Annotated in this window: 19 protein-coding genes and 1 pseudogene; 8 read left to right on the top strand and 12 right to left on the bottom strand. The window is 72.5% G+C overall.

The genetic code is table 11. The annotated features are described in order from the left end of the window. Window positions 1-10 precede the first annotated feature (10 nt). Window positions 11-493, top strand: a complete 483-nt coding sequence (locus CLV71_RS31835) for a pyridoxamine 5'-phosphate oxidase family protein (RefSeq protein ID WP_166664332.1) — start codon at window positions 11-13, stop codon at window positions 491-493. 270 nt (window positions 494-763) lie between these two features. Next, window positions 764-958 carry a hypothetical protein gene (locus CLV71_RS31830; protein WP_133906593.1) on the top strand — a complete coding sequence of 65 codons (195 nt, stop codon included), beginning with the start codon at window positions 764-766 and terminating at the stop codon, window positions 956-958. A gap of 53 nt (window positions 959-1,011) precedes the next feature. Here the strand turns inward: CLV71_RS31830 and CLV71_RS31825 are convergent, their stop codons facing one another. The 8 genes and pseudogenes from CLV71_RS31825 to CLV71_RS31795 form a co-directional block, all read right to left on the bottom strand. Further along, a complete protein-coding gene (locus tag CLV71_RS31825; protein WP_133906592.1) occupies window positions 1,012-2,196 on the bottom strand; it encodes a sensor histidine kinase in 1,185 nt (394 codons plus the stop codon). Continuing rightward, window positions 2,193-2,396, bottom strand: a complete 204-nt coding sequence (locus tag CLV71_RS50480) for a winged helix-turn-helix domain-containing protein (protein ID WP_341771684.1) — start codon at window positions 2,394-2,396, stop codon at window positions 2,193-2,195. The genes CLV71_RS31825 and CLV71_RS50480 overlap by 4 nt, the downstream gene beginning before the upstream one ends. 176 nt (window positions 2,397-2,572) lie before the next feature. Next, window positions 2,573-2,806 (bottom strand): annotated as a pseudogene (locus CLV71_RS50475) (response regulator); the annotation flags it as partial. 50 nt (window positions 2,807-2,856) lie between these two features. After that, the gene (locus CLV71_RS31815; protein WP_133906591.1) at window positions 2,857-3,546 is read right to left on the bottom strand and encodes an FAD:protein FMN transferase; all 690 of its coding nucleotides are present in this window, start codon (window positions 3,544-3,546) and stop codon (window positions 2,857-2,859) included. Window position 3,547: 1 nt separating this feature from the next. Then, window positions 3,548-3,955, bottom strand: coding sequence for an FMN-binding protein (locus tag CLV71_RS31810; RefSeq protein ID WP_133906590.1), 408 nt, complete (start codon window positions 3,953-3,955; stop codon window positions 3,548-3,550). A gap of 12 nt (window positions 3,956-3,967) precedes the next feature. After that, window positions 3,968-5,269, bottom strand: coding sequence for a ferredoxin reductase family protein (locus CLV71_RS31805; RefSeq protein WP_133906589.1), 1,302 nt, complete (start codon window positions 5,267-5,269; stop codon window positions 3,968-3,970). Window positions 5,270-5,387: 118 nt separating this feature from the next. Beyond that, window positions 5,388-5,852, bottom strand: coding sequence for a zinc metalloprotease (locus CLV71_RS31800; protein WP_133906588.1), 465 nt, complete (start codon window positions 5,850-5,852; stop codon window positions 5,388-5,390). Next, window positions 5,849-6,205, bottom strand: a complete 357-nt coding sequence (locus tag CLV71_RS31795) for a hypothetical protein (RefSeq protein WP_133906587.1) — start codon at window positions 6,203-6,205, stop codon at window positions 5,849-5,851. Before CLV71_RS31795 ends, CLV71_RS31800 begins: the two co-directional genes overlap by 4 nt. 191 nt (window positions 6,206-6,396) lie before the next feature. Between CLV71_RS31795 and CLV71_RS31790 the strand changes: the two genes are divergently transcribed. After that, window positions 6,397-7,236 (top strand): universal stress protein, encoded by an 840-nt coding sequence (locus CLV71_RS31790; protein ID WP_133906586.1) that lies wholly within the window; start codon window positions 6,397-6,399, stop codon window positions 7,234-7,236. A gap of 55 nt (window positions 7,237-7,291) precedes the next feature. Here the strand turns inward: CLV71_RS31790 and cydD are convergent, their stop codons facing one another. From cydD to CLV71_RS50200, 4 genes are all read right to left on the bottom strand, one after another. After that, entirely contained in the window at window positions 7,292-10,711 is a 3,420-nt protein-coding gene (cydD, locus tag CLV71_RS31785) for a thiol reductant ABC exporter subunit CydD (RefSeq protein WP_133906585.1), read from the bottom strand. Further along, window positions 10,708-11,730 (bottom strand): cytochrome d ubiquinol oxidase subunit II, encoded by a 1,023-nt coding sequence (gene cydB / locus CLV71_RS31780; RefSeq protein ID WP_133906584.1) that lies wholly within the window; start codon window positions 11,728-11,730, stop codon window positions 10,708-10,710. Before cydB ends, cydD begins: the two co-directional genes overlap by 4 nt. Before the next feature lie 14 nt (window positions 11,731-11,744). After that, window positions 11,745-13,136, bottom strand: a complete 1,392-nt coding sequence (locus CLV71_RS31775) for a cytochrome ubiquinol oxidase subunit I (RefSeq protein ID WP_133906583.1) — start codon at window positions 13,134-13,136, stop codon at window positions 11,745-11,747. Window positions 13,137-13,241: 105 nt separating this feature from the next. Then, entirely contained in the window at window positions 13,242-13,961 is a 720-nt protein-coding gene (locus tag CLV71_RS50200; RefSeq protein WP_133906582.1) for a CBS domain-containing protein, read from the bottom strand. A gap of 148 nt (window positions 13,962-14,109) precedes the next feature. Between CLV71_RS50200 and CLV71_RS31765 the strand changes: the two genes are divergently transcribed. The 5 genes from CLV71_RS31765 (at window position 14,110) to CLV71_RS31745 (ending at window position 21,638) form a co-directional block, all read left to right on the top strand. Further along, complete coding sequence (locus tag CLV71_RS31765) at window positions 14,110-16,698, top strand: cation-translocating P-type ATPase (RefSeq protein ID WP_243866835.1); 2,589 nt, start codon at window positions 14,110-14,112, stop codon at window positions 16,696-16,698. Between the two features lie 142 nt (window positions 16,699-16,840). Next, window positions 16,841-17,458: a CBS domain-containing protein gene (locus CLV71_RS31760; protein ID WP_133906581.1), complete on the top strand. Its 618-nt coding sequence runs from the start codon at window positions 16,841-16,843 to the stop codon at window positions 17,456-17,458. Next, window positions 17,455-20,127 carry a bifunctional acetate--CoA ligase family protein/GNAT family N-acetyltransferase gene (locus CLV71_RS31755; protein ID WP_133906580.1) on the top strand — a complete coding sequence of 891 codons (2,673 nt, stop codon included), beginning with the start codon at window positions 17,455-17,457 and terminating at the stop codon, window positions 20,125-20,127. The genes CLV71_RS31760 and CLV71_RS31755 overlap by 4 nt, the downstream gene beginning before the upstream one ends. Before the next feature lie 21 nt (window positions 20,128-20,148). Continuing rightward, entirely contained in the window at window positions 20,149-20,763 is a 615-nt protein-coding gene (locus CLV71_RS31750; RefSeq protein WP_133906579.1) for a CBS domain-containing protein, read from the top strand. Then, window positions 20,760-21,638, top strand: coding sequence for a universal stress protein (locus tag CLV71_RS31745; RefSeq protein ID WP_133906578.1), 879 nt, complete (start codon window positions 20,760-20,762; stop codon window positions 21,636-21,638). The genes CLV71_RS31750 and CLV71_RS31745 overlap by 4 nt, the downstream gene beginning before the upstream one ends. Window positions 21,639-21,651 lie beyond the last annotated feature (13 nt).

Genomic DNA, 21,651 nt, shown 5'->3' with positions numbered 1-21,651 from the left:
GAGAGCAGCCATGACCAGAACACTCGCACATCCCGTCGTGACCACGAAGCAGGTCTGGCGACAGCTGGCCAAGGCCTCGTTCGCGGTGGTCAGCCACGTCACGCCCACGGGTTCGCCCCGGTCGGGCGGGGTCGTGTACGTCGCCGAGGACGACCGGCTCTACGTGGTCGTCGCCGAGGACAGCTGGAAGGCCCGGCACCTGGCCGTAGACGGCCGGGTCTCGGTGACCGTGCCGGTGCGCCGGGGCGGACTCCTCGCGCTGCTGGCGCCGATCCCGCCTGCCACGATCACCTTCCACGGCCACGCCACCGTGAAGGCGGGCGGCGACCTGCCCAGCCGGCTGGTGTCGCTGGTGCCGCCCGAGCGCCGCAGGTCGTCCACGCTCGTGGAGATCGTGCCGGAGGGCCACTTCGTGCTCTACGGCATCGGTGTGCCGCTGCTGCGCATGCGGACACCGGCCACCGCCCGGGCCCGCGTCCCGGTGGGGGTGTAAGTGCGGGGTGCGGGTGCACGGACGGGGCCGGCGGAGTGGCCACCGCGGCGGAGCCGCTGTCGATGGCCGCACGGATGGCGACCAGTACGAGACCGGCCACCGGGCGCCGCTGTCGACGTACCGGGGCGCACGGTCACCTTCGACGTCATCCAGTACCTCACCGGAGAGGCGGCGGGAGCACACGTTCCACCAGGACCACCCGGAGATCCCCGGAGGTCCGCCGAACGGGTTCTACATCGCGACGAGAACTCCCGGCTGCGCACGCTCCCGGTGCGTGAGGACGTGGGTGTCGAGGTCGTCTGGCTGGGTGACGGCAACCATCCGGAGAGGGTCTCCTTCGAGGAGCTCCCGGCCTACTTCGCCCACGACGCGACGCCGGAGGACCAGTACGTCTGGCACGACCCGTTCTGGCTCACCGTCCACAACGACCGCGTCGAGTCCATCGTCGAGCAGTACCTCCCGTGATCGGGCGGTCCGTCGGCGGGGAACCCGTCGTCGCGGTCGGGCCGATGCCGCGGTCAGTCGCTTCTCGGGAGGGTCAGAGACAGGACGGCACCGCCGTCTTCGTGGTTCCGTGCGGTGACCGTGCCGCCGTGGCGGGCGGCGATCTCGCTGACCAGCGACAGGCCGAGGCCGTAACGGCGCCGCTCGTCGCGCGTGGTGTCGGCGGGTACGGAGGCAAACCGGGTGAACAGCGTGGGCAGGAGGGCCGCCTCGATGCCGGGACCGTCGTCCACGACGTCCACCCGCACCCGCCGGCCACTGCTGGTGAGCACCACCCGCACGGCGGCCTGCGCGTGTCGGATCCCGTTGTCCAACAGGGCGTTCACCGCTCGCCGGAGACCCCCCTCGTAGCCGTGGACCTTCGCGGGCACGGTCGTCAGGGAGAGCCGCACACCGCGCTCGTGCGCCGCGGGTTCCGCGGCCGCCACGGCCTGACCCAGCAACGCCGCCAGGTCGACGGGCCGGCGAGGCGTCTGCTCGCGTGGGTCGGCGGCCAGCAGCAGGTCGTCGAGGATGGCGGCGAGCTCGTGGGTGTCGGCCACCAGTCCGTCCACTTCGGACTCGGCGGGCATGCGGCGGCGGAGCATCTGGGCTCTGGTGCTCAACAGGGTCAACGGCGTGCGTAGTTCGTGGCCCGCGTCGGCGACGAACCGGCGTTGCAGTGCGAGAGCGGCGACGAGCGGGGTCACCGCACGCCGTGCGACCCACGCGCCGGTGAGGCCGGCGATCAGGAGCCCGACGCCGCCGGCGAGCAGCAGGACCTGGAGGAGCCGGTCGCGTTCCTCGTGGGCGTAGCGCAGGTCGAGTGCGGCCTGGACGACCGCGTCGCCGCGTCGGTCGGTGCGGACCCGGTACTCGTGGTGTCCGGAGTGGACGTCGACGGTGCGGCTCATGCCGTCGGCCGCAACCGCACCGAGGGAGGCCTCGTCCGGCAGGCCTCGCGGCGAACGCGGGGTGCTGACGGTCCGCCCGCCGCGTCGCACGGTGAGCCAGACGCCTGCGGGCGGGTCGGTCACGTCGTCCGCCGTCGCGATGGCGGTGGCCAGCTGGCTGTTCTGCTGTTCGACCTGGGTGTGCTGGATGATCAGCACGACCGCCACGCCGAGCAGGGTCACGGCGACGAGCACGGCCGCGGCGGACTGCAGGCCGAGCCGCGCCATCGTGCGGCGGACGAGCCGGGTGTCGGGGTCGCGGCTCACCGGGTGCGTCCGAGCTGGTAGCCGCGCCCCCGAACGGTGTCGACCACCGCGCGGCCCAGCTTGCGCCGCAGGTAGTGGACGTAGGTGTCCACCACGGTCTCGCTCTCCGCGTCGTCGAACACGAGCGCGAGCAGCTGGCGCCGGGAGAACACTGTGCCCGGCCGGGTCGCCAGGACCGCCAGCAGGTCGCATTCCCGCATCGACAGCCGGATCGGGTCCCGCTCGCCGAGACAGGCGGTACGGGTGTCGAGTTCGAGTCGTCCGCCGGGCAGGGGAGAGATCGCGCGGTGTCGAGGTGCCGGCGACGCAGAGCGCGTAGCCGGGCGAGGAGTTCGTCCAGGTCGAACGGCTTGCCGAGGTAGTCCTCGGCACCGGCGTCCAGGCCCGCCACCCGGTCCGCCGGGTTGGCCAGTGCGGACAGCACGAGCGTCGGGGTGACCATGCCACGCAGGCGTAGGCGGCTGAGCAGGTCCAGCCCGTCGATCGCGGGCAGGCCGCGGTCGAGCACGACGAGATCGTACTCGTGCGTGAGGCCGAGGTGCAGGCCCCGCTGACCGTCGGCGGCCACGTCCACCTGGTAGCCCTCCTCGGTGAGCAGGGTCGCGAGCATCGCCAGCAGCTGCCGGTCGTCCTCGACGAGCAACAGGCGGGGGAGCGTGCTCACCTGAGCATTCTGTCCAGGCCGGCGGACCGGCGCACCTCGCGGTCCCTGTCGACCGCGAACACGAGACAGCCGGGCTGGGCGTCGGCCCACGCGATGCCCTCCGCGCCCATCGCGAAGGCGGCCGTGGAGACGGCGTCCGCGGTGGTGAGGTCGGCCGCGACCACGGTGAGGCTGACGAGGTCGCGCACGGGCCGGCCGGTGCGGCCGTCGACGATGTGGTGGCCGCGTTCGTAGGTGCCGGACGTGGCCACGGCTCCTTCCGCGACCTCCAGCACGCCACACACCCGGTGCGCCTCATCCGGGTGGCGGATCCCGACCGACCAGCGACGCCCTGCCGCGGCGATGTCGCCGCCGACGTTGAGGCAGAACTCGGTGACTCCGGCTGCCCGGAGCATGTCCGCGGCCTGCTGCACGGCCCAGCCCTTGACGACACCGCACGGGTCGAGCGGGTGACCGGGCAGCCGGACCCGGAAGGCGCCGCCCGTGTCCCGTTCGTACCCGGCACACAGGTCGAGCAACCCTGTCAGGTCCCGGCCGTGCCGGCCGGTCCGGACCTCGCTGTCGGGACGGAACGGGCTGAACCGGTGGTCGACGTCGCGCAGCCATGCGAAAACCGCGTCGGCGGCGTCCCGGTGGGGGACCTCGACGGAGGCGGGCATTCCCATCACGTGTTCGACGAACCGCACGTCAGCTCCCGTTCGCGTCGACGGCGGCCTGCAGGGACCGCGCGTAGGCCTCGCTGGTGATGGTCGCGCCGGACACCGTGTCGATGTGCGCGCTCTGCGCCTGCAGCGCCTCGCTGCGCAGGGTCGGCTCGGCGCGGCTCGCGATGCGCTTGCTGTGCCCGTCGTCCGGCTCGGTGATGATCTGGACATCGGCGATCGTGGTGCCGGAGAAGGTGACCCTGACCTGGTACGGCCCGAACTCGGTGTCGACCACGGAACCGTCGACCGTCCTGGCCGCCTGGGAGCCGCCCGACCCCGGCTGGGGCGGCGCGGTGACCACGGCCGGGGCTGGTGAGGGCGCGGGATGGTAGCGCACCAGCGGGGCGAACCCGGCGAAGAGCAGTGCGACGATGATGAGTGCTTTACGCATGAGTGCCCTTCCTCAGGCGGCGAAGGCGAAGCGTTCGGTGTGGACCTGGTCGTCGGGGACACCGAGCCGGCGCAGCGTGTCCCGGACGGCTCCGGTCATGCCGGGTGGTCCGCAGACGTACACGTCCCGGTGTCTGGCGTCGGGCACCAGCGTGGACAGGCCCTGGAGTCCGGGCGCGCCGCGTGGCCCGACCACGAGGTGCAGCCGTGCGCCGCACCGCCGCGCGATCGTCCGCAGCTCGTCGGCGAGCACCACCTCCTGGGGGGCGCCGGCCCGGTACACCACCACGATGTCCGCGCGGGCGTGCGCGAACTCCTCCATCAGCGCGCGGATCGGCGTGACCCCGACGCCGCCCGCGACCAGCAGCACCGCGCGGCGGGTCGCCCGGGCGCCGGTGAACGCCCCGTACGGTCCTTCGGCGAACACGCGGGTCCCGGGGCGGACGTACTGCAGCCAGGCGGAGCCGTCGCCGAGGGCTTTCACCGTGATCCGCAGGAACCGCCCGTCCGGCATGGCCGACAGGGAGAACGGGTGCGCCTCCCACCAGCGCCGGCCGAACCTCCACAGGAAGAACTGACCGGCCCGTGCCGGCAGCCGGTGGAGATCTCGCCCACCGACCCAGATCGTGACGACGTCAGGACTCTCCCGCACCACAGACACCACCCGCAAGCGGTGCCGCAGGTTGCGCAGCACCGGCAGCCCGACCCGGCTCGTCGCCACGGCGCCGAGCGCGCACCCGTACAGCGCCCACCAGTACAGCCGCCCGGCCGGCGAGGAGGTGAAGTCCTCCCCGAGGCCGACCTGGTGCAGGAAGCCGAGCAGAACCGCCAGGTAGACCAGCAGGTGCACGGCGTGCCACGACTCGTACCGCATCCGCCGCCGGGCACCGCGTGCGGAGGTCACCCCCACCACGACCAGCAGCACCGCGGCGATGGTGGCCAGACCGACGTCCTCGGTGTCGAACACCAGCGTGTCGAGCTCACCCAGCACATGGCTCCCGTCCTGGGCGGCGTAGCCGAGGGTGACGAACACCAGGTGTGCCAGCACCAGCCACAGCACCCAGAAACCGGTCCACCGGTGCCAGGCGGTCAGCCGGTCCATGCCCAGCCGGGTCTCCAGCCAGGGCAACCTCGCGACCAGCACCAGTTGCACGACCAGGGCCAAAGCTCCGTACAGCCCGGTCAGCCGCCCCACCGCGGTCAGCAGGCCGCCCGGCTCACCCAGCCGCTCGAAGCCGCGCCCGAGCACGAACAGGTCCGTCACCCACACGAAGTTCAGCGCGACCAGCGCACACAACCACTGAACCGGTTTCATGAGACAGAGTCTCGGCCGGGTTTCTGGGTGAAATCTTGGAGCGTTGCGACAGGCGAACACGCGCCCGGTCGGGACCGCGGTGACCGGCACGCCGTCTTGGTGGCGGTGACGAGGGAGGTCAGGGCGACGTGCGCACGATCGAGTCGTCCACCAGCCGTGCGCGGTCGGTCTCGCTGATCAGCAACGCCCCGACCGCGGCCACGACGACACCGCCCACGACCTCGACGGTGAACATCACGACGACGCCCGCGCCGACCACGACACCGCCCAGCAGGCAGCGCATCCGGACCACGATGGTCGCGGGACGTTCGGCGTCGCGACGCCGGCGCAGTGCCGCGTAGATCATCTGTCCGCCGTCCGTCGACGCACCTGGCAGCAGGTTCTCCACGACGACTAGGCCGTGCATCAGCGCCAGCCACGCCAGTGCCGCCGTGACGATCGGTTCGAGGCCCGAGCCGGCACCGGCGCCCGCGACGGTGAGCAACAGCAGACCGGTTCCCAGGCTCGTCGTCGGCCCGGCCGCGGAGATGAGGAACTCCGCTCTCGGGCCGCGCGGACTGGTCGCGAAGCGCGCCGAGGTCACATGGAGTAGCGGGTGATTCTCGCCTTCGTAGACTCGGTGACCGAGCCGCGGTTCGGCGTCGCCAAGGCCTGGAGTCTGGCTGCCAGCCGGTCGCAGAGCTGGTCGATCGACGCCCGGGGGCAGTGGCCGGTGCCGCCCACCCGGACGGAGCGGCCGCGTACCACCGCCGTGGCGTCGCCGGTGACCGTGGACGGCCCACCCGGGGTGGCCGTGCGTGTCAGCCGGGCCCGCACCGATTCCACCTGGTGGCCGGCGCACACCGCCCGCAGCTGGACGAGTGCGTGGTCGATCGCGCCGGGATCCACGCCGGAGCCCGTCTGAACCTGTACGGAGGGGACCTGGTCCGTCGTCACCTGAGTCACGGTTGACGATCCTGCTGCGGTGGGTCGCGTCCGACCAGGGCAGTTGGTCCCGGCTCGCGGTGACGTCCGGCTCTGCCGGACCCGGTGGCGCAGGCGCAGCGTGAGGGTGTGTTGGCCGTACAGCGAGACGTTCGACCGGCTCGCTGTACGACGAGCGTCGGTTCCGAGAGATGGGAGTTGTGATGTCCAGTCATCTCGACGTCGGTCCGGTCGCGGTCGGGGTCGACGGGTCCGAGTCCGTGTCGCGGGCGACCGCGTGGGCGGCGACCCGTGCGTACCAGCGCGGCGTGGGACTTCGCCTTGTCCACGCTTTCGAGTTGCCGTCCCGGCACCATTCCGAGTTCGCCGAGGACAAGCGCATTCGCCACCTCCTTCGCGCGCAGGGTGACCGCTGGCTGGCACAGGCGCGCGAGGTGGCGGTCGCGGCCGCGCCCGAGGTGGCCGTCGAGGTGGTCGGCTCGGACGGGTCCGCCGCGGAGCTGCTGGTGCGGGAATCGGCCACGGCGTCGCTGGTCGTCCTCGGCACACGTGGCCTGGGTGGCTTCACCGGTCTGCTGATCGGCTCCTCCGCGGTGACCATCGCCGCTCGGGGACACTGCCCGATGGTCGTGATGTGTGGCGAGGGCGAGATACCCACGGCGGGGCCGGTCGTGGTCGGTGTCGACCACAAGACCAGCGAGGCCGCTGTCGGGTTCGCCTTCGCCGAGGCGGTGCAGCGCGACACCGACCTGGTCGCGGTGCACAGCGGCACTGGCGACCGGAACGGGGACGCGGCCGGCGGGGGCCTCGCCGAACTGCTGTCCGGATACGAGCGGAAGTACGCGGAGGTCCGGGTCACTCGCGCGGTCGTGGACGACAGCCCGGCCAGGGCGTTGCTGGAGCATGCCGCGTCCGCCCAACTGGTCGTCGTCGGCACCCGCGGCCGAGGGGGCCTCCGCGGGCTGGTACTCGGCTCGACGAGCCAGCACCTCCTGCACTGCTCGCCGTGCCCGGTCGCGGTCGTACGAGCGGATCACGCCTGACGGGCTCCGATGTCGCGGTGTGTTCCAGGGCGAACGATGTGACACTACCGCGCGGCTACTCGCGGGTCTGTGTGGCGAGGGGCCGCGCGGCGGACGGCTCCGACGACTGTCCCCTTCGGCCCGGTGGCCGGAGCGAGTAGACCGGCAGGCCGGGGAACTCGGTCGGGTGGTGGGTGACGATCAGTGCCGTCCGGGCTTCGGCCAGTGTGCGGAGGTCTGCAGCGAGGGCTGCCGCCGTCTCGTGGTCCAGGTGAGCCGTCGGCTCGTCGAGCAGGAGTAGGGGGCGGTCGGCGAGGAGGGTGCGGGCGACGCCGAGGCGTTGGCGTTCGCCGCCGGACACGTCGGTGCCGTGGGCGCCGAGTGCGGTGTCCAGGCCGTCGGGCAGGGCTTGCAGCCACGGGCCGAGGCTCGCGGTCGTCAGTGCTTCGGTCAGGTCGGCGTCGGTCGCGGAAGGGTTGGCCAGCAGCAGGTTCTGGCGCAGGGTGCTGTCGAACAGGTGGGTTTCCGGGCCACACCAGGCGATTCGGGTCCGGATGTCGTCGGCGGGGACGGTGCGGGTGTCGGTGCCGTCGATCGTGATGTTGCCTGCCGACGGGTCCAGGTCGCGCATGAGTGCGGCCAGCAGTGTGCTCTTCCCGGCGCCGGACGGGCCGGTGAGCAGTGCCGCCCGGCGCTCGTCCAGGTGCAGGTTCACGCCGGTCACCGCGTCGTGGGGGGTGTTCGGCCAGCGGACCGACACGTCGGTGGTCGTCAGGGTGGTCGCGGTGGGCAGGGGCGCCGGGGTCGTCGGGTCCGTGGTCGGGGTCGGGGTGGCGTCCAGTTCCGCGAGGCGTCTCGCGCTGTGCGTCGCGCCGAGCAGTCTGGTCGCCGCGTCCGGTAGGCCCGCCACCAGCTCGGCCGCCGCCAGTGGCGTCAACGCCAGCACTGCCAGTTCGGGGCCCGGCAGGGCGCCGGAGCGCAGCGCCGCGATGCCCAGGACCAGGCATGCCACTGTCGTGAGGCCCAGTGACAGGGTGCCGACCGCGATGCCGGCGCCGCGGGCGAGCGTGCCGCGGCGCCGTGTGGAGGTCAGCTCGTCGTCGGCCGCGCGCAGGATCGCGTGTCTCGGGGTGGCCGCGCCGAATGCCAGCAGGTCCGGGGCCGCCGTGAGCAGCTCGACCGTGCCGGTGGCGACACCTGCCCGCAGGGCTGTCGTCCTGTGCTCCGACTTCCGTGCCGCTGTCAGCGACAGCAGTGGTGCCACGGCGCCGGCCGTCGTCAGTCCGATGGCGACGGCCAGGCCGGCCGAGGGGAGCAGCATGCCGATGCCCAGGGCGGTGCCGGCCGCGACCAGCGTTGCCGACAGCACCGGGACCACACCGCGGACCAGTACGTCCTGCTGGTTGTCCACGTCGGACACGAGCCTGTCGAGGAGGTCGCCGCGGCGGTGGCGGGCGGTGACCGCGGGGCCGAGGCGGACCAGTGTGGTCCACACCCGCACCCGCAGGTCGGCCAGCGCTCGCAGTGCGACGTCGTGGGATAGGAGCCGTTCGGTGTACCGCAGCACGCCCTTGGCGAGGCCGAACGTGCGGACGGCCACGATCGCCACCATCAGCGTCAGCACCGGTGGATGCAGTGCGGCCGACGAGATGAGCCACGCGGACGTCGCGGTGAGTGCCACGCCGCTGGCGAGTGCCGCGGCGCCGGCCAGGCAGGCCAGTGCCACCCTCGTCCGGTGCGGGCGTACCGCTGTGCGCAGCCACCGCCAGGTGCTGCGGGCACGTTCGGGTGCCGTGCCGTCCGTGACGACGGCGCTCGGCGCCGGCCGGGCAACCGGGGCGGCGGCTGCCCGGCCCGGCGGTACGGCTGATGCCGGCACGGGGCGGCCGGCGAGCCGTACGACTCTGTCGCACAGGGAAAGCAGGCGCTCCCGGTGGGTCACGAGCACCACGGTTCGGTCGGTGAGCAGGGGCGGCAGGCGGTCGAGGATCGCCTGCTCGGTCTCGTCGTCGACGCCCTCGGTCGGCTCGTCGAGGACGAGCAGCGGGCGGTCGGCCAGCACGGCACGGGCGAGCGCGACCCGGCGCCGCTGTCCCGTCGACAGGCCGGCGCCCAGCTCACCGACCGGGGTGGACAGTGGCACGTCCAGTGCCGCGGCCTTGGCGGCGGCTTCGACCCGCTCGTCGGACGCGGTGGGTGCGCCGAGGCGGATGTTGTCCGCCACCGTGCCGGTCACGAGCCGCGGTCGCTGCGGCACCCACGCGATCCGTGACTGCCACGCGTCACGGTCGACGGACGCCAGGTCGACGCCGTCCACGTACACGTGCCCGCTGTCCGGCGGGTACCAGCCGAGCAGCAGGTCGAGCAGCGTCGACTTGCCCGCGCCGCTCGGACCGGTCACGCCGAGGACCTCGCCCGGCGCGACGGTGAGGGAGAACCGGTCGAGCACGGGCGCGGACCGGCCGGTCACGGTGACCTCGCACAGCCGCAGGGGCGAGCGGGACGGGTCTGGCGCCGGCACGCGGGTCCCGGCCGCCGTGTCGGGCTCGTCCAGCAGGGCGAGGATCTCCTCGGCAGCGGCCACGCCCTCCGCGCTGTCGTGGAAGCGGGCGCCGACCGCGCGCAGCGGCAGGTACACCTCGGGGGCGAGGATCAGCACGACGAGCGCGGTGTGCAGGTCAATGCCACCTGCCACGAGCCGCAGGCCGATGGACACCGCGACCACCGCAACCGACAGCGTGGCGAGCAGCTCGAGCACGAGTGCCGAGAGGAACGCGACCCGCAGGGTCCGCATCGTCTGGCGCCGGTAGGTGCGGGTGATCTCGGCCAGGGCGGCACGCTGTGCTTTGGCCCTGCCGAACGCCGTGAGCACCGCGAGCCCGGCGACGAGGTCGACGAAGTGGTTGCCCAGCAAGGAAAGTGTTCGCCATTGCCGTCGCACGCCGCGCTGGGTGTAGCGGCCGATGAGGATCATGAACAGGGGGATCAGCGGGATGGTCAGCCCGACGATCAGGGCGGCCACCCAGTCGGCGAGCAGGATGCGGCCCGCGATCACGGCCGGCACGATCGCCGCGATCAGCAGCTGTGGCAGGTATCGGGCGAAGTAGCCGTCGAGCCGGTCGACGCCCCGCGTGGCCAGGGTGGCCAGTTCGGCGGGGGAGCGGTCGGTGTGGCGGCGGTGGCCGAGCGCGAGGGCCTTGTCGACGACCGCGGCGCGGAGCTGGCCGAGCACGGTGGCCGACGCACGGTGTGCGGCGGACTCGGCGAGCCACGCCACCGCCGCGCGGGCCAGGACGACGGCCGCGATCAGTCCGATGGGGACGGTCAGTGCGGCGAGGCCTGCCCGGCCGAGGAACGCGTCGGCGATGACACCGGCGAGCAGGTCGGCCTGCGCTGTCACGAGTCCGGCGGTCACCAGCCCCAGCAGCGCGCAGACGAGGACGAACGGCCGGGCCGCGGCGGCGTGCCGGAGCAGCCGGGGGTCGAGCGGCCTCACGAGCGTCCCGCCGGAAGTCCCTGTGCCGCCGGGATGTGTGCCCGGCTGACGCGCTTGCGGAACACCCAGTACGTCCACGCCTGGTAGGCCAGCACGACCGGGGTGAAGATCACCGCCACCCAGGTCATGATGCCGAGCGTGTACGGCGTCGAGGACGCGTTGGTCGTCGTCAGGCTGTTCGCGGCGTCGTTGCTCGCCGGCAGCACGTCCGGGTACAGCGACCCGAACAGCACCATCACGGTGGCCACGATCGCGAGCGCGGTGCCCGTGAACGCCCATCCCTCACGACCGAGCCGGGCGGTGGTGACGGCGGCCACGAGCGCGACGGCGGCCACCAGGACCGGGGCCCACGTCCACCCCGTGCCGTACGCGAACTGTGTCCACAGCAGGAACGCCGCGCCGAGTACGATCGCGGTGCCACCGAGCGGCAGGGTGAAGGCCTTGGCGCGGGCGCGGACCTCACCCTCGGTTTTCAGCGCGACGAACACCGCGCCGTGGAAGGCGAACACCGACAGCGTGGTCAGCCCGCCGAGCAGTGCGTACGGGTTGAGCAGTGTGAGGAAGGTGCCGGCGTAGTCGTGGTCGGCGTCGAGCGGCACGCCGCGGACGATGTTGCCGAACGCCACGCCCCACAGCAGGGCGGGCACCGCGGAACCCGTCATGATCGCGATGTCCCAGCCGCGCCGCCACCGGTCACTGTCGATCTTGCCGCGGAACTCGAACGCGACGCCGCGCACGATGAGCGCGACCAGGATCACCAGCAGCGCCAGGTAGAAACCGGAGAACAGGCTCGCGTACCAGAGCGGGAACGCGGCGAAGGTCGCGCCGCCGGCGACGAGCAGCCACACCTCGTTGCCGTCCCAGACCGGGCCGATGGTGTTGATCAGCACGCGGCGGTCGGTGTTGTCGCGGGACAGGACGCGCAGCAGCATGCCGACGCCGAAGTCGAACCCCTCCAGGACGAGATAGCCCGTCCACAGCACCGCGATCAACAGGAACCAGACGTCCGTGAGTGCCATCGAGAACTCCTGAGTCAGTACGCGAAAACGGGGGCGGGCTCTTCGGTGTCCACATCGGACTCCGGAGGTGCCGGGTCCGGTGGCCCTGCCTTGGCGTACCGGTACATCAGCACGCCGTCGACCACGGCGAGCGCGCCGTAGAGGACGGTGAAGACGATCAGCGAGGTCAGCACCGTGCCGGCGGACACCGTGGGGGACACGCCGTCGGCGGTGGTCATCAGCCCGAACACCGACCAGGGCTGGCGGCCCATCTCGGTGAAGATCCAGCCCATGCTGTTGGCGAGGGTCGGCAGGGCGAGGGAGGCGATCGCGGCACCGTAGAACCAGCGCGGCACCCGCCCGCGGCGCAGCACCCACAGGCCGATGAGTGACAGCAGGCCCATCAGCATGCCGAACCCGATCATCAGCCGGAACGTCCAGTAGGTGACCGGGATGTTCGGCCGGTAGTCGCCGGGACCGTACGCCTTCTCCTGTGCCGCCTGGATGTCGTCGATGCCCTCGACCGTGCCGTCGAGGTGGCCCGTCGCCATGAACGACAGCACACCCGGCACACGCAGGCTCCAGACCTCCTCTGACCCGTCGAGCGTGCCGATGGTGAACAGTGAGAAGGAGGCCGGGCCCGCAGTGTCCCACAGGGCTTCCGCGGCGGCCATCTTCATAGGCTGCTGCTCGGTCATCAGCCGTGCCTGGAGGTCGCCGGTGACGATCACGCCGAGACTCGCGACGAGCACGGTGACGAGTGCCGTCTTCAGCGACGGCCGGAACACGTCGTCGGCCTTCTGGCGGCGCAGCTGCCACGCGCTGATCCCGACGACGAAGATCCCGGCGGTGACGAAGCACGCGGTGATCGTGTGGGCGAACGCCCCGACCGCCGTGGAGTTGGTGAGCACCGCGCCGAAGTCGGTCAGCTCGGCGCGGCCGGTCGTGCCGTTGACCCGGTAGCCGACCGGGTGCTGCATCCACGAGTTCGCCGCGAGGATGAAGTACGCGGACAGCAGCGTGCCGGTCGCGGCGAGCCAGATCGTGGCCAGGTGCAGCCGCTTCGGCAGCCGGTCCCACCCGAAGATCCACAACCCGAGGAAGGTGGACTCGAGGAAGAACGCCAGGAGCCCCTCGATCGCGAGCGGCGCGCCGAAGATGTCCCCGACGAACTTGCTGTAGTCACTCCAGTTCATGCCGAACTGGAACTCCTGCACGATCCCGGTCACCACGCCCATGGCGAAGTTGATGAGGAAGAGCTTCCCCCAGAACTTCGTCATGCGCAGGTAGCGCTCGTCCCTGGTGCGGACCCAGGCCGTCTGCATGCCGGCCACCAGGAAGGACAGTCCGATGGTCAACGGCACGAAGATGAAGTGGTAGACGGTGGTGATGCCGAACTGCCACCGTGCGATGTCCAACGCGTCCATCCGGCCTCTCCAGGTACAGGTGTGCTCGATGTCGGTTGCCAGCATCCGCCGGCGTGGTCGTCGCGGTCAGTGCCGAAACGGCCGGATGGGCAGGGACCAAGGTCCTTACCGGACGCGGGGTGGTTGGGTGATGTCGACGACCATCGCGTCCGGCATGTGGCCGCGGGTGTCGTCGTACTGGTAGGTCATCGACACCGTCACGTCGACCACGCCGTCGATGTGCCGGGTCATGTCCTCGACGAGCGTGAGCTGGCTGCGCAGGTCGAGCTGCCCGGTGAGGGTGACCTCGCCGTCGTGGACGTCGACCGTGACCGTGGCCGGGTTGACCGCCATGCCGATGCCCCGGGTAAAGACGCGCTCGACGACCTCGTCGCGGATGTCCTCGTCCTTGCGCAGGAACACGGCCAGCAGGTCCTTGCGGCTGACGATCCCGACCAGCGTGCCGTCGCCCCGCACGACCGGCAGTCGCTTCACGTTGTGCTCGGTGAGAACGCGGGCCGCGCCGGCGACCGTCGTGTCCCCGGTGACGGTGATCGCCGGTGCGGTCATCAGCTGTGCGGCCGTGGTCGCCGAAGCGCGGCGGATGTCGCGCCGGTCTCGCCACCACCGCAGCAGCGAACGTGAGAAGTCCAGCTCCTGCGTGCCCTGCTTGACGAGCAGGTCCGCCTCGGAGACCACGCCGACCACCCGTCCGTCCCGGCCGACGACCGGAACCGCGCTCACGTCCCGCGCGGCCAGCGCGCGGGCGACGTCCTTGAACGGCGTGTCCTCGTGGACCGTGGTGACGTCCGTGCTCATCACGGTCCTGACCTTCTGGTGGCTCATCACGACCTCCTCGTCTCGGTGTCCCCAGCGTGCGCGTCCACCAGTGCTGTCGCTGCGGTCCGTTGGCCCGGGTTGACCGGGACTTCGGTCCCTGTCGCGTGCCTGGCTTCCGCGGCGAGGCTGAGGGCACGACGGAGGAGGAGGGGCTGTGCCTGGGATCCAGACACCGGCGGCGCCGGTCGACGCCTACCAGTTGTCCACAGTGGAGGTCATGGCCGGGTTGGGCGTCTCGGCCGATCGGGGTCTGTCCTCGACCGAGGCAGCGGGCAGGCTCGTGCGATTCGGCCCGAACACCCTCGCGCCGGAGCGCGGCGCGGGTCGGGTGCGGCGCTTCCTCGCCCAGCTGGACAACCCGCTCATCTACGTGCTGCTCGTCGCCGGTGCGGTCACCGCCGCCTTCGGCGGGCTCGTGGACGCCGGCGTGATCGCCGGTGTGGTCGTGGTGAACGCCGTGATCGGGTACGTGCAGGAGTCGCGGGCGCGCAAGGCGTTGGACGCGTTGTCGCGGATGGTGCCCGCCGAGGCGGCGGTGGTCCGCGACGGCGAGACCCGCCGGGTGCCGGCCGCCGAGCTGGTGCCCGGCGACGTGGTGTCACTCGCGGCGGGCGACCAGGTGCCAGCCGACGTGCGGCTCGTCGACGTGCGGGCGTTCGAGGTGGACGAGTCGGTGCTGACCGGCGAGTCGCTGCCGGTGGTCAAGGGAACCGACCGGTTGCCGGGGGCGACAGGGCTGGCCGACCGGACGAACACGGCACACGCGGGCACGGTGGTGAGCCGGGGGTCGGCGCTGGCGGTCGTGGTCGCGACCGGCGCCGCCACCCAGCTCGGCGCGATCGAGCGGATGGTGGCCGGCACCGAGGCGGTGGCGACGCCGTTGACACGCAAGCTCGCCGGGTTCGCACGCCAGCTGTCCGCGGTGATCGTCGTGGTCGCCGCGGTGGTCTTCGTGGTCGGGTTGTCGCGGGGCATGCCGGTGGCGGAGGCGTTCACCGCCGTGGTGGCGCTCGCGGTCGGCGCGATCCCGGAGGGCCTGCCCGCGGCGGTGTCGATCGTGCTCGCGATCGGCGTGGTGCGCATGTCGCGTCGCAGGGCGGTGGTCCGGCACCTGCCGGCCGTGGAGACCCTCGGCGGGACCACGGTGATCTGCACCGACAAGACCGGCACGCTCACCGAGAACCGCATGACCGTCACCGCCGTGGTGTCCGCCGCGGGAGGCGAGGACGAGTGCCTTGTCGCGGGCGTGCTCTGCAACGGCGCCACGCTGCACCACGAGGACGGCGAGTGGGTGGCCGACGGCGACCCGACCGAGACCGCGCTGTTCGCCGCGGCGCGGGCCGCGGGGATGGATCCCGCCGCGCTGCACCAGGAGTTCCCGAGAGCGGACGTGCTGCCGTTCGAGTCGGCGCGGCGACTGATGGCGACGGTGCACCGGCGTCACGACGGCACCCGGGTCGGCTATCTGAAGGGTGCCGTCGAGGAGGTGCTCGCCCGCTGCGATCACCTCGACGCCGAGGCCGTGCTGCGACACCAGCGCGCACTCGCCGCGGACGGGCTCCGGGTGCTGGCGTTCGCCACGTTCGACCCGACCACCGCGCCCGTCGAGACCCAGATCGACAGTCCACATGCGACTTTCCTCGGCCTGCAGGCGATGCACGACCCGCCCCGCCCGCAGGCGGTCCGGGCGGTCGCCGCCTGCCGTGCCGCCGGAGTGCGGGTGAAGATGATCACCGGGGACCACGCCGACACCGCACGGGCGATCGCGGCGGCCGTCGGGATCGTCGACTCGGCGGCCGAGGCCAGGGTGCTCACGGGCGTTGACCTCACGAACCTCGACGGTGACCTCGCCGAGGCGGCGGGTGCGGACGTGTTCGCGCGGGTGTCGCCGGAACAGAAGCTCGCACTCGTGAAGGCGTTGCAGGACCGGGGTCACGTGGTCGCGATGACCGGCGACGGGGTGAACGACGCGCCCGCGTTGCGCCGCGCGGACATCGGTGTGGCCATGGGTGCCGGCGGCACCGACGCGGCGCGGGGCGCGGCGGACATGGTCCTGCTCGACGACGACTTCGCCACGATCGAGGCCGCCGTCGAGGAAGGCCGGGGCGTCTTCGACAACCTGCGCCGCTTCATCGCGTGGACCGTGCCGACCAACATCGGCGAGGGCCTGGTGATCGTCGCCGCGGTCCTGCTCGGCGCGACGCTGCCGATCGTGCCGGTGCAGATCCTGTGGGTCAACATGACCACCGCGGTGTTCCTCGGCCTGACGATGGCCTTCGAGCCCAAGGGCCCCGGCATCATGTCGCGCCCGCCGCGGCCACCGGACCGCCCTCTGCTGACGAGGACCCTGCTGTGGCGGATCTGCATGGTCGGCGCGTTGCTCGTCGTGGCCGCGTTCGTCGCCTTCCGGTGGGAGATCGCGGCGGGCGGGTCGATGGCGGAGGCCAGAGCCACCGCGGTGAACGTGTTCGTGTGCGTGCAGATCGCCTACCTGTTCAGCTGCCGCTCGCTCGACCACCCGCTGCTGTCGGCCCGCCCCGGGCGCAACCCCGCGTTGTGGCTCGGCATCGGCCTCACCGTCGGGCTGCAGCTGCTGCTCACGTACCTGCCCGCGATGAACACGCTCTTCCACACCGCCCCCGTCGGGCCGGGTGCGTGGCTGCTCGCGCTCGGCGCGGGGGCGACCGCCTTCGTGCTGGTCGAGCTGGACAAGGTGTTGCGGCACGGCAGGCCCGGCTCCTGAGCCGGGACAAGGCCGAAGGTCCTCGTCCTGCCGGGACCTGTCGCGGGACCTTCGCCGGAGCCGTCGTTGCCTCCGCCTCTGATCACGGCCTCGCCGTGCGACGAGGCTGGTGGCAGAAGGGTTCGACGTTCGAGGAGGCGTGATGAAGGTGATCACCGGAGTGCCGGTGCCGACCGTCGGGAGCGTGATGACGCGGTGCCCGGTCTCGGTGCGCGCCGGCGCCCCGTTCGCGACCGTCGCGGCGGTCCTGGCACGCAACGCCATCGGCGCCGTGCCCGTCGTGGACGACGTCGGAGTGCTGATCGGCGTGGTGTCGGCGGGCGACCTGATCGGTGGGCGGGATGGCGCTGGATCGACCGCGCGGGACCTGATGAACCCGCACCCGCACACGGTGGGCGAGAGCACGACGGTGCCGACCGCTGCCCGGTTGCTCGTCGGGGCCGGGGTGCGACGGCTGTACGTGACCGATCGCGGCCGTCTGACCGGTGTGGTGTCGCGGCGTGACCTGCTCACCACCTACCTTCGCGCCGACGACGAGATCCGCGCCGACGTCGAGCGTGTCATGGCGGACCAGCCCTCACTGGTGGTGAGCGTGCGCGACGGGGTGGTGCTGCTGCTCGGCCGGGTCGAGTGGCGCAGCGCGCGGGCGTCGCTCGCGGAGCGGGTGCGGACCGTGCCCGGTGTGGTCGACGTGCTCAACCGGGTCGGCTACGTGTTCGACGACGCCGTCCGCGCGCGAGTCCTGGAGGGTCACCGATGAGCGCGGCGATCGACGCCGGCGGTGTGCGTGCCCTGCTGGCGGACGGCCGTGTCGTCGTGGTGCGCGACATCGTTCCCACGGACGCCGACGCGGTGCTCTCCCTCCACGAGCGACTGTCCGACCGCGACAGGTATCTGCGGTTCTTCGGCAGCGGCACGTGGGTGCTGCACACCATCACCGACCGCATCACCAGGGCGCCCGACGGCAGGCATGCCGCGGTCGGCGCCTGGCTGGGCGGGACCCTGGCAGGTCTGGCCCACTACGAGGCGCCGTCGGGCGGCCCGACCGCCGAGGTGGCGCTCGTCGTGGACGGCACCGTGCAGGCGCACGGTCTCGGCACGCTGCTGCTGGAGCACCTCAGGTCCGAGGCGCGACGGCACGGTGTGACCCGGTTCGTGGCCGAGGTGCTCGCCGAGAACTACCGGATGATCAAGGTGTTCGTCGACGCGGGCCTGCCCTGCCGCGTGACTCCCGACGGGCCCGATCGGCACGTGGAGATCTCCCTGTCCGGGGACGAGACGTTCGCCGCCGCCGTCGACGAGCGGGACAGGGTGGCCGATGTGGCCAGCCTGGCGCACGTGCTGCGGCCGTCCTCGGTCGTGGTGGTCGGCGCGGGCCGGCAGCCGGGTTCGATCGGGCACGCCGTGCTGCGCAACCTGCGCGACAGCGGGTTCACCGGTCGGCTCACCGCGGTGAACCCGCACGCGGAGGAGATCGCCGGGGTGCCGTGCCTGCCTTCGATCGCCGAGCTGACCGATACCCCGGACCTCGCCGTGGTCTGCGTTCCCGCGGAGTCCGTGCCGGACACCGTCGAGGAGTGCGGCCGCGCGGGCGTTCCCGCCGTGGTCGTGATCTCGGCCGGGCTCTCCGGGACGGACCTGGCCACGAGGGTGCTCGGTTCCGTCCGGCGCCACGGCATGCGGCTGGTCGGCCCGAACTGCGTCGGCGTGGTCAACACCGATCCGGCGGTCCGCATGGACGCCACATTCGTCCGCGGGTCGGTTCCCGAGGGCGGGATCGGCGTCGTGACCCAGTCCGGCGGCGTGGGTATCGCGCTCGTCGAACTGCTGCGCCAGCTCGGCCTCGGTGTCTCGACCATGGTCTCCACCGGCGACAAGTACGACGTCAGCGGCAACGACATGCTGCTGTGGTGGCGGCACGACGAGGCCACCTCCGCCGCGGTGCTCTACCTGGAGTCGTTCGGCAACCCGCGAAAGTTCAGCAGGTTGGCCCGTGGGCTCGCCAGGACCAGGCCCGTCATCGCGGTCCGGTCGGCGGAGAGCGAGGTCGCGCAACGTGCCGCCGCCTCCCACACCGCCGCGGCGGCCACCCCGGCCGTCACGAGGGACGCGTTGTTCGAACAGGCCGGCGTGATCGCGGTCGACACCGTCAGCGAGGCCACCGACGTGCTCGCCGCCTGCGCGTGGCAGCCGCTGCCGGCCGGCAACCGGGTGGCGATCCTGTCCAACGCGGGCGGCGCCGGAGTTCTGGCCGCCGACGCCTGCGTCCACCACGGGCTCACGGTGGCGCCGCTCGCGCGGGCGACAAGGGACGCGCTCGCGAACCTGCTGCCGCCACAGGCCGGCCTGGGCAACCCCATCGACACGACGGCAGGTGTGGACGCCGCCACCTTCGCCGGCTGCCTCGAGATCCTGCTGGCCGACGACGACATCGACATCGTCCTCGCGGCGGGTGTGCCGACCGCCGTCGGCGACCCGGTCCTCGCGGTGCCTTCCATCGCCCGGCGGCGGCGCAAGACCGTGCTCGTCGCCCGGCCGGGGCAGCTGGCCTCGGTGACCGGACTCGGCGACGACACCGATCCGGCACCGGCCACGGCGAGCTTCGCCGACCCGGCGCCCGCGGCGGCCGCGCTCGGTCGGATCGCCACGTACGCGCGGTGGCGGCGACGGTCCGACGGCACCGCCACCTTCCCGCCGGACATCCGGCTGGGCGAGGCGCACGCGCTCGTGCGGGAGTTCCTGGCCACCGAGCCCGAGGGCGGCTGGCTCGCCCCGGACCTCACCACGCGGCTGCTGGACATGTTCGGCCTCCCGGCGGTGCGCTCGATCCTCGCGCCCGACGACGAGGCCGCCGTCGCGGCACTGCGGGAGCTGAGCGGGCCAGTCGCGGTCAAGGTGGTCGCGGCGGGTGTGCTGCACAAGGCCAGGGTCGGTGGCGTCGTGCTGGACGTGGTGTCCGAGGAGGAGCTCCTGGCCGCGGTCGCGGGGTTCCGCGACCAGTTCGGCACCTCCGTGCACGGCGTGCTGCTCCAGCCGATGGCCACCCCGGGCCGCGAGCTGATCGTCGGCGTCGACTCCGACGACACGTTCGGCCCGCTCGTCGTGTTCGGGCTCGGCGGCACCGACACCGACCTGATCGCCGACCGCGCCGCCCGCCTCACCCCGCTGTCCGACGCGGACGCGGCGGAGATGGTGCACGGGCTGCGGTCCTCGGCCGCCCTGTTCCGCGGCGACCACGCACTGCCCACCGGCGGGCTCGTGGACATCCTGGCCAGGGTCGGTCGCCTCGCCGAGACCGTCCCCGAGATCACCGAGCTCGACCTCAACCCCCTCGTCGTCCGCGAGGACGGCTGCCAGGTGCTGGACGCACGGGTGCGGCTCGTGCCACGCGCACCGGCCGACCCGTTCCTGCGCCGGCTGCGTGCCTGAACCCCAGAGAAGGAGAGAACCATGCGTGCTCGCGACATCATGACCACACCGGTGACCACGGTAGGGGCGGAGACGTCCATCAAGGAGGCGGCCGCCGTCCTCGCCGAGAACGGGTTCACCGCGCTGCCGGTGGTCGACGGCGACCGGCTCGTCGGCATCGTCACCGAGGCCGACCTGGTGCGCGACCGCGTCCCACGGGACCCGAGAGCCCGCTGCCACCCCGGCGAGGACCTGCCCACCGTGGCCACCACGACGGTCGGCGAGGTGATGACCACGCCGGTGACCGGCATGGGTCCCGGCACAGACGTCGCCGTGCTGGCCAAGGCGTTCCTGGACGACGGCCACCGCAGCATGCCGATCGTCGAGGGCGCGCGGTTGGTCGGCATCGTGACCCGCCGCGACATCGTCCGCGTCATCGCCCGTGACGACGACACCATCGCCACCGACGTCCGCCGCCACCTGGCGGCCTACGGCGGCGACCGGCGCTGGCGGGTGGGGGTGCACGACGGCATGGTCACCATCGCCGACGAGTTCGACGACGAGACCGACCGACACGTGGCCACCGTCATCGCCGAGGCCGTACCGGGCGTCGTCCGTGCCACCGCGTTCGCCGCCCGGGACGGGGACGACCGGTGAGCGCGCCGGTCGTGGTCGGCGTCGACGGCTCCGAGTCCGCTCTCGAGGCCGTGCGCTGGGCCGCGGAAGAGGCGAGGCGCCGTCACACCCCGTTGCGGATCGTGCACGCCCAGGAGATCCCCGCCGGCTACCCGCCGGGGTTCGTCGACTGGCACGCACTGCACGAGGCCCTCGCCGCGGCGGGACGATCCGCGGTGGACGATGCCAGGCGAGCGGCTCAGGAGGTCGTCGCAGGGCTGACCGTCGAGGCGGTCCACGTGAAGGCCGGGGCGGTGCCGACACTTACCGAGGTGTCGGCGCACGCCGCTCTGGTGGTGCTCGGCACTCGCGGCCTCGGCGGCTTCACCGGGTTGCTGCTGGGCTCGACCGCCGTCGAGGTGACCGCGCACGCCCAGTGTCCGGTGGTCGTCGTGCGTGGCGCCCACCGCGCCGGTCCGGTCGTCGTCGGCGTCGACGGCACGCCGGTCGGCGAGGCGGCCATCGGTTTCGCCTTCGCGGAGGCGTCGGCGCGCGGCACCGGCCTGACGGCGGTGCACACCTGGACGGATCTGCTGCTCGAGACGGCGTTCGCGGGCGGCGCCGCGGCGCTGGACTTCGCGCCGTTGGCGCAGCAGGCCGAGGAGGTGCTCGGTGAGCGGCTCGCCGGCTGGCAGGAGAAGTACCCGGACGTGATCGTCACCAGGGAGGTCAGCAGAGACCGGGCGAGCCGCGCGCTGCTGCGACACGCCGAGCACGCCCAGCTCGTGGTGGTCGGCACCCGGGGCCGAGGCGGCTTCCAGGGACTGCTGCTCGGCTCGACCAGCCAGCACCTGCTGCGGCACGCGCGCTGTCCCGTCGCGGTCGTGTCGACTCACGACGGGGCCGAAGGTCCCTAGAGGTCTTGCCGGG

It is taken from the genome of Actinophytocola oryzae (genome assembly GCF_004364325.1).
GTDB classification, from domain to species: Bacteria; Actinomycetota; Actinomycetes; order Mycobacteriales; family Pseudonocardiaceae; genus Actinophytocola; species Actinophytocola oryzae.
Note: the sequence above shows the minus strand (reverse complement) of the source record. Positions and strands in the feature narration are given on the sequence as shown.

Bases quoted from the DNA above. Each gene is read 5' to 3' on its own strand.
- CLV71_RS50200 (WP_133906582.1), bottom strand. From the start codon at position 13,961: ATGAGCCACCAGAAGGTCAGGACCGTGATGAGCACGGACGTCACCACG.
- CLV71_RS31760 (WP_133906581.1), top strand. From the start codon at position 16,841: ATGAAGGTGATCACCGGAGTGCCGGTGCCGACCGTCGGGAGCGTGATG.
- CLV71_RS31810 (WP_133906590.1), bottom strand. From the start codon at position 3,955: ATGCGTAAAGCACTCATCATCGTCGCACTGCTCTTCGCCGGGTTCGCC.
- CLV71_RS50480 (WP_341771684.1), bottom strand. From the start codon at position 2,396: ATGCGGGAATGCGACCTGCTGGCGGTCCTGGCGACCCGGCCGGGCACA.
- CLV71_RS31755 (WP_133906580.1), top strand. From the start codon at position 17,455: ATGAGCGCGGCGATCGACGCCGGCGGTGTGCGTGCCCTGCTGGCGGAC.
- cydB (WP_133906584.1), bottom strand. From the start codon at position 11,730: ATGGCACTCACGGACGTCTGGTTCCTGTTGATCGCGGTGCTGTGGACG.
- CLV71_RS31805 (WP_133906589.1), bottom strand. From the start codon at position 5,269: ATGAAACCGGTTCAGTGGTTGTGTGCGCTGGTCGCGCTGAACTTCGTG.
- CLV71_RS31835 (WP_166664332.1), top strand. From the start codon at position 11: ATGACCAGAACACTCGCACATCCCGTCGTGACCACGAAGCAGGTCTGG.
- CLV71_RS31750 (WP_133906579.1), top strand. From the start codon at position 20,149: ATGCGTGCTCGCGACATCATGACCACACCGGTGACCACGGTAGGGGCG.
- CLV71_RS31790 (WP_133906586.1), top strand. From the start codon at position 6,397: ATGTCCAGTCATCTCGACGTCGGTCCGGTCGCGGTCGGGGTCGACGGG.
- CLV71_RS31775 (WP_133906583.1), bottom strand. From the start codon at position 13,136: ATGGACGCGTTGGACATCGCACGGTGGCAGTTCGGCATCACCACCGTC.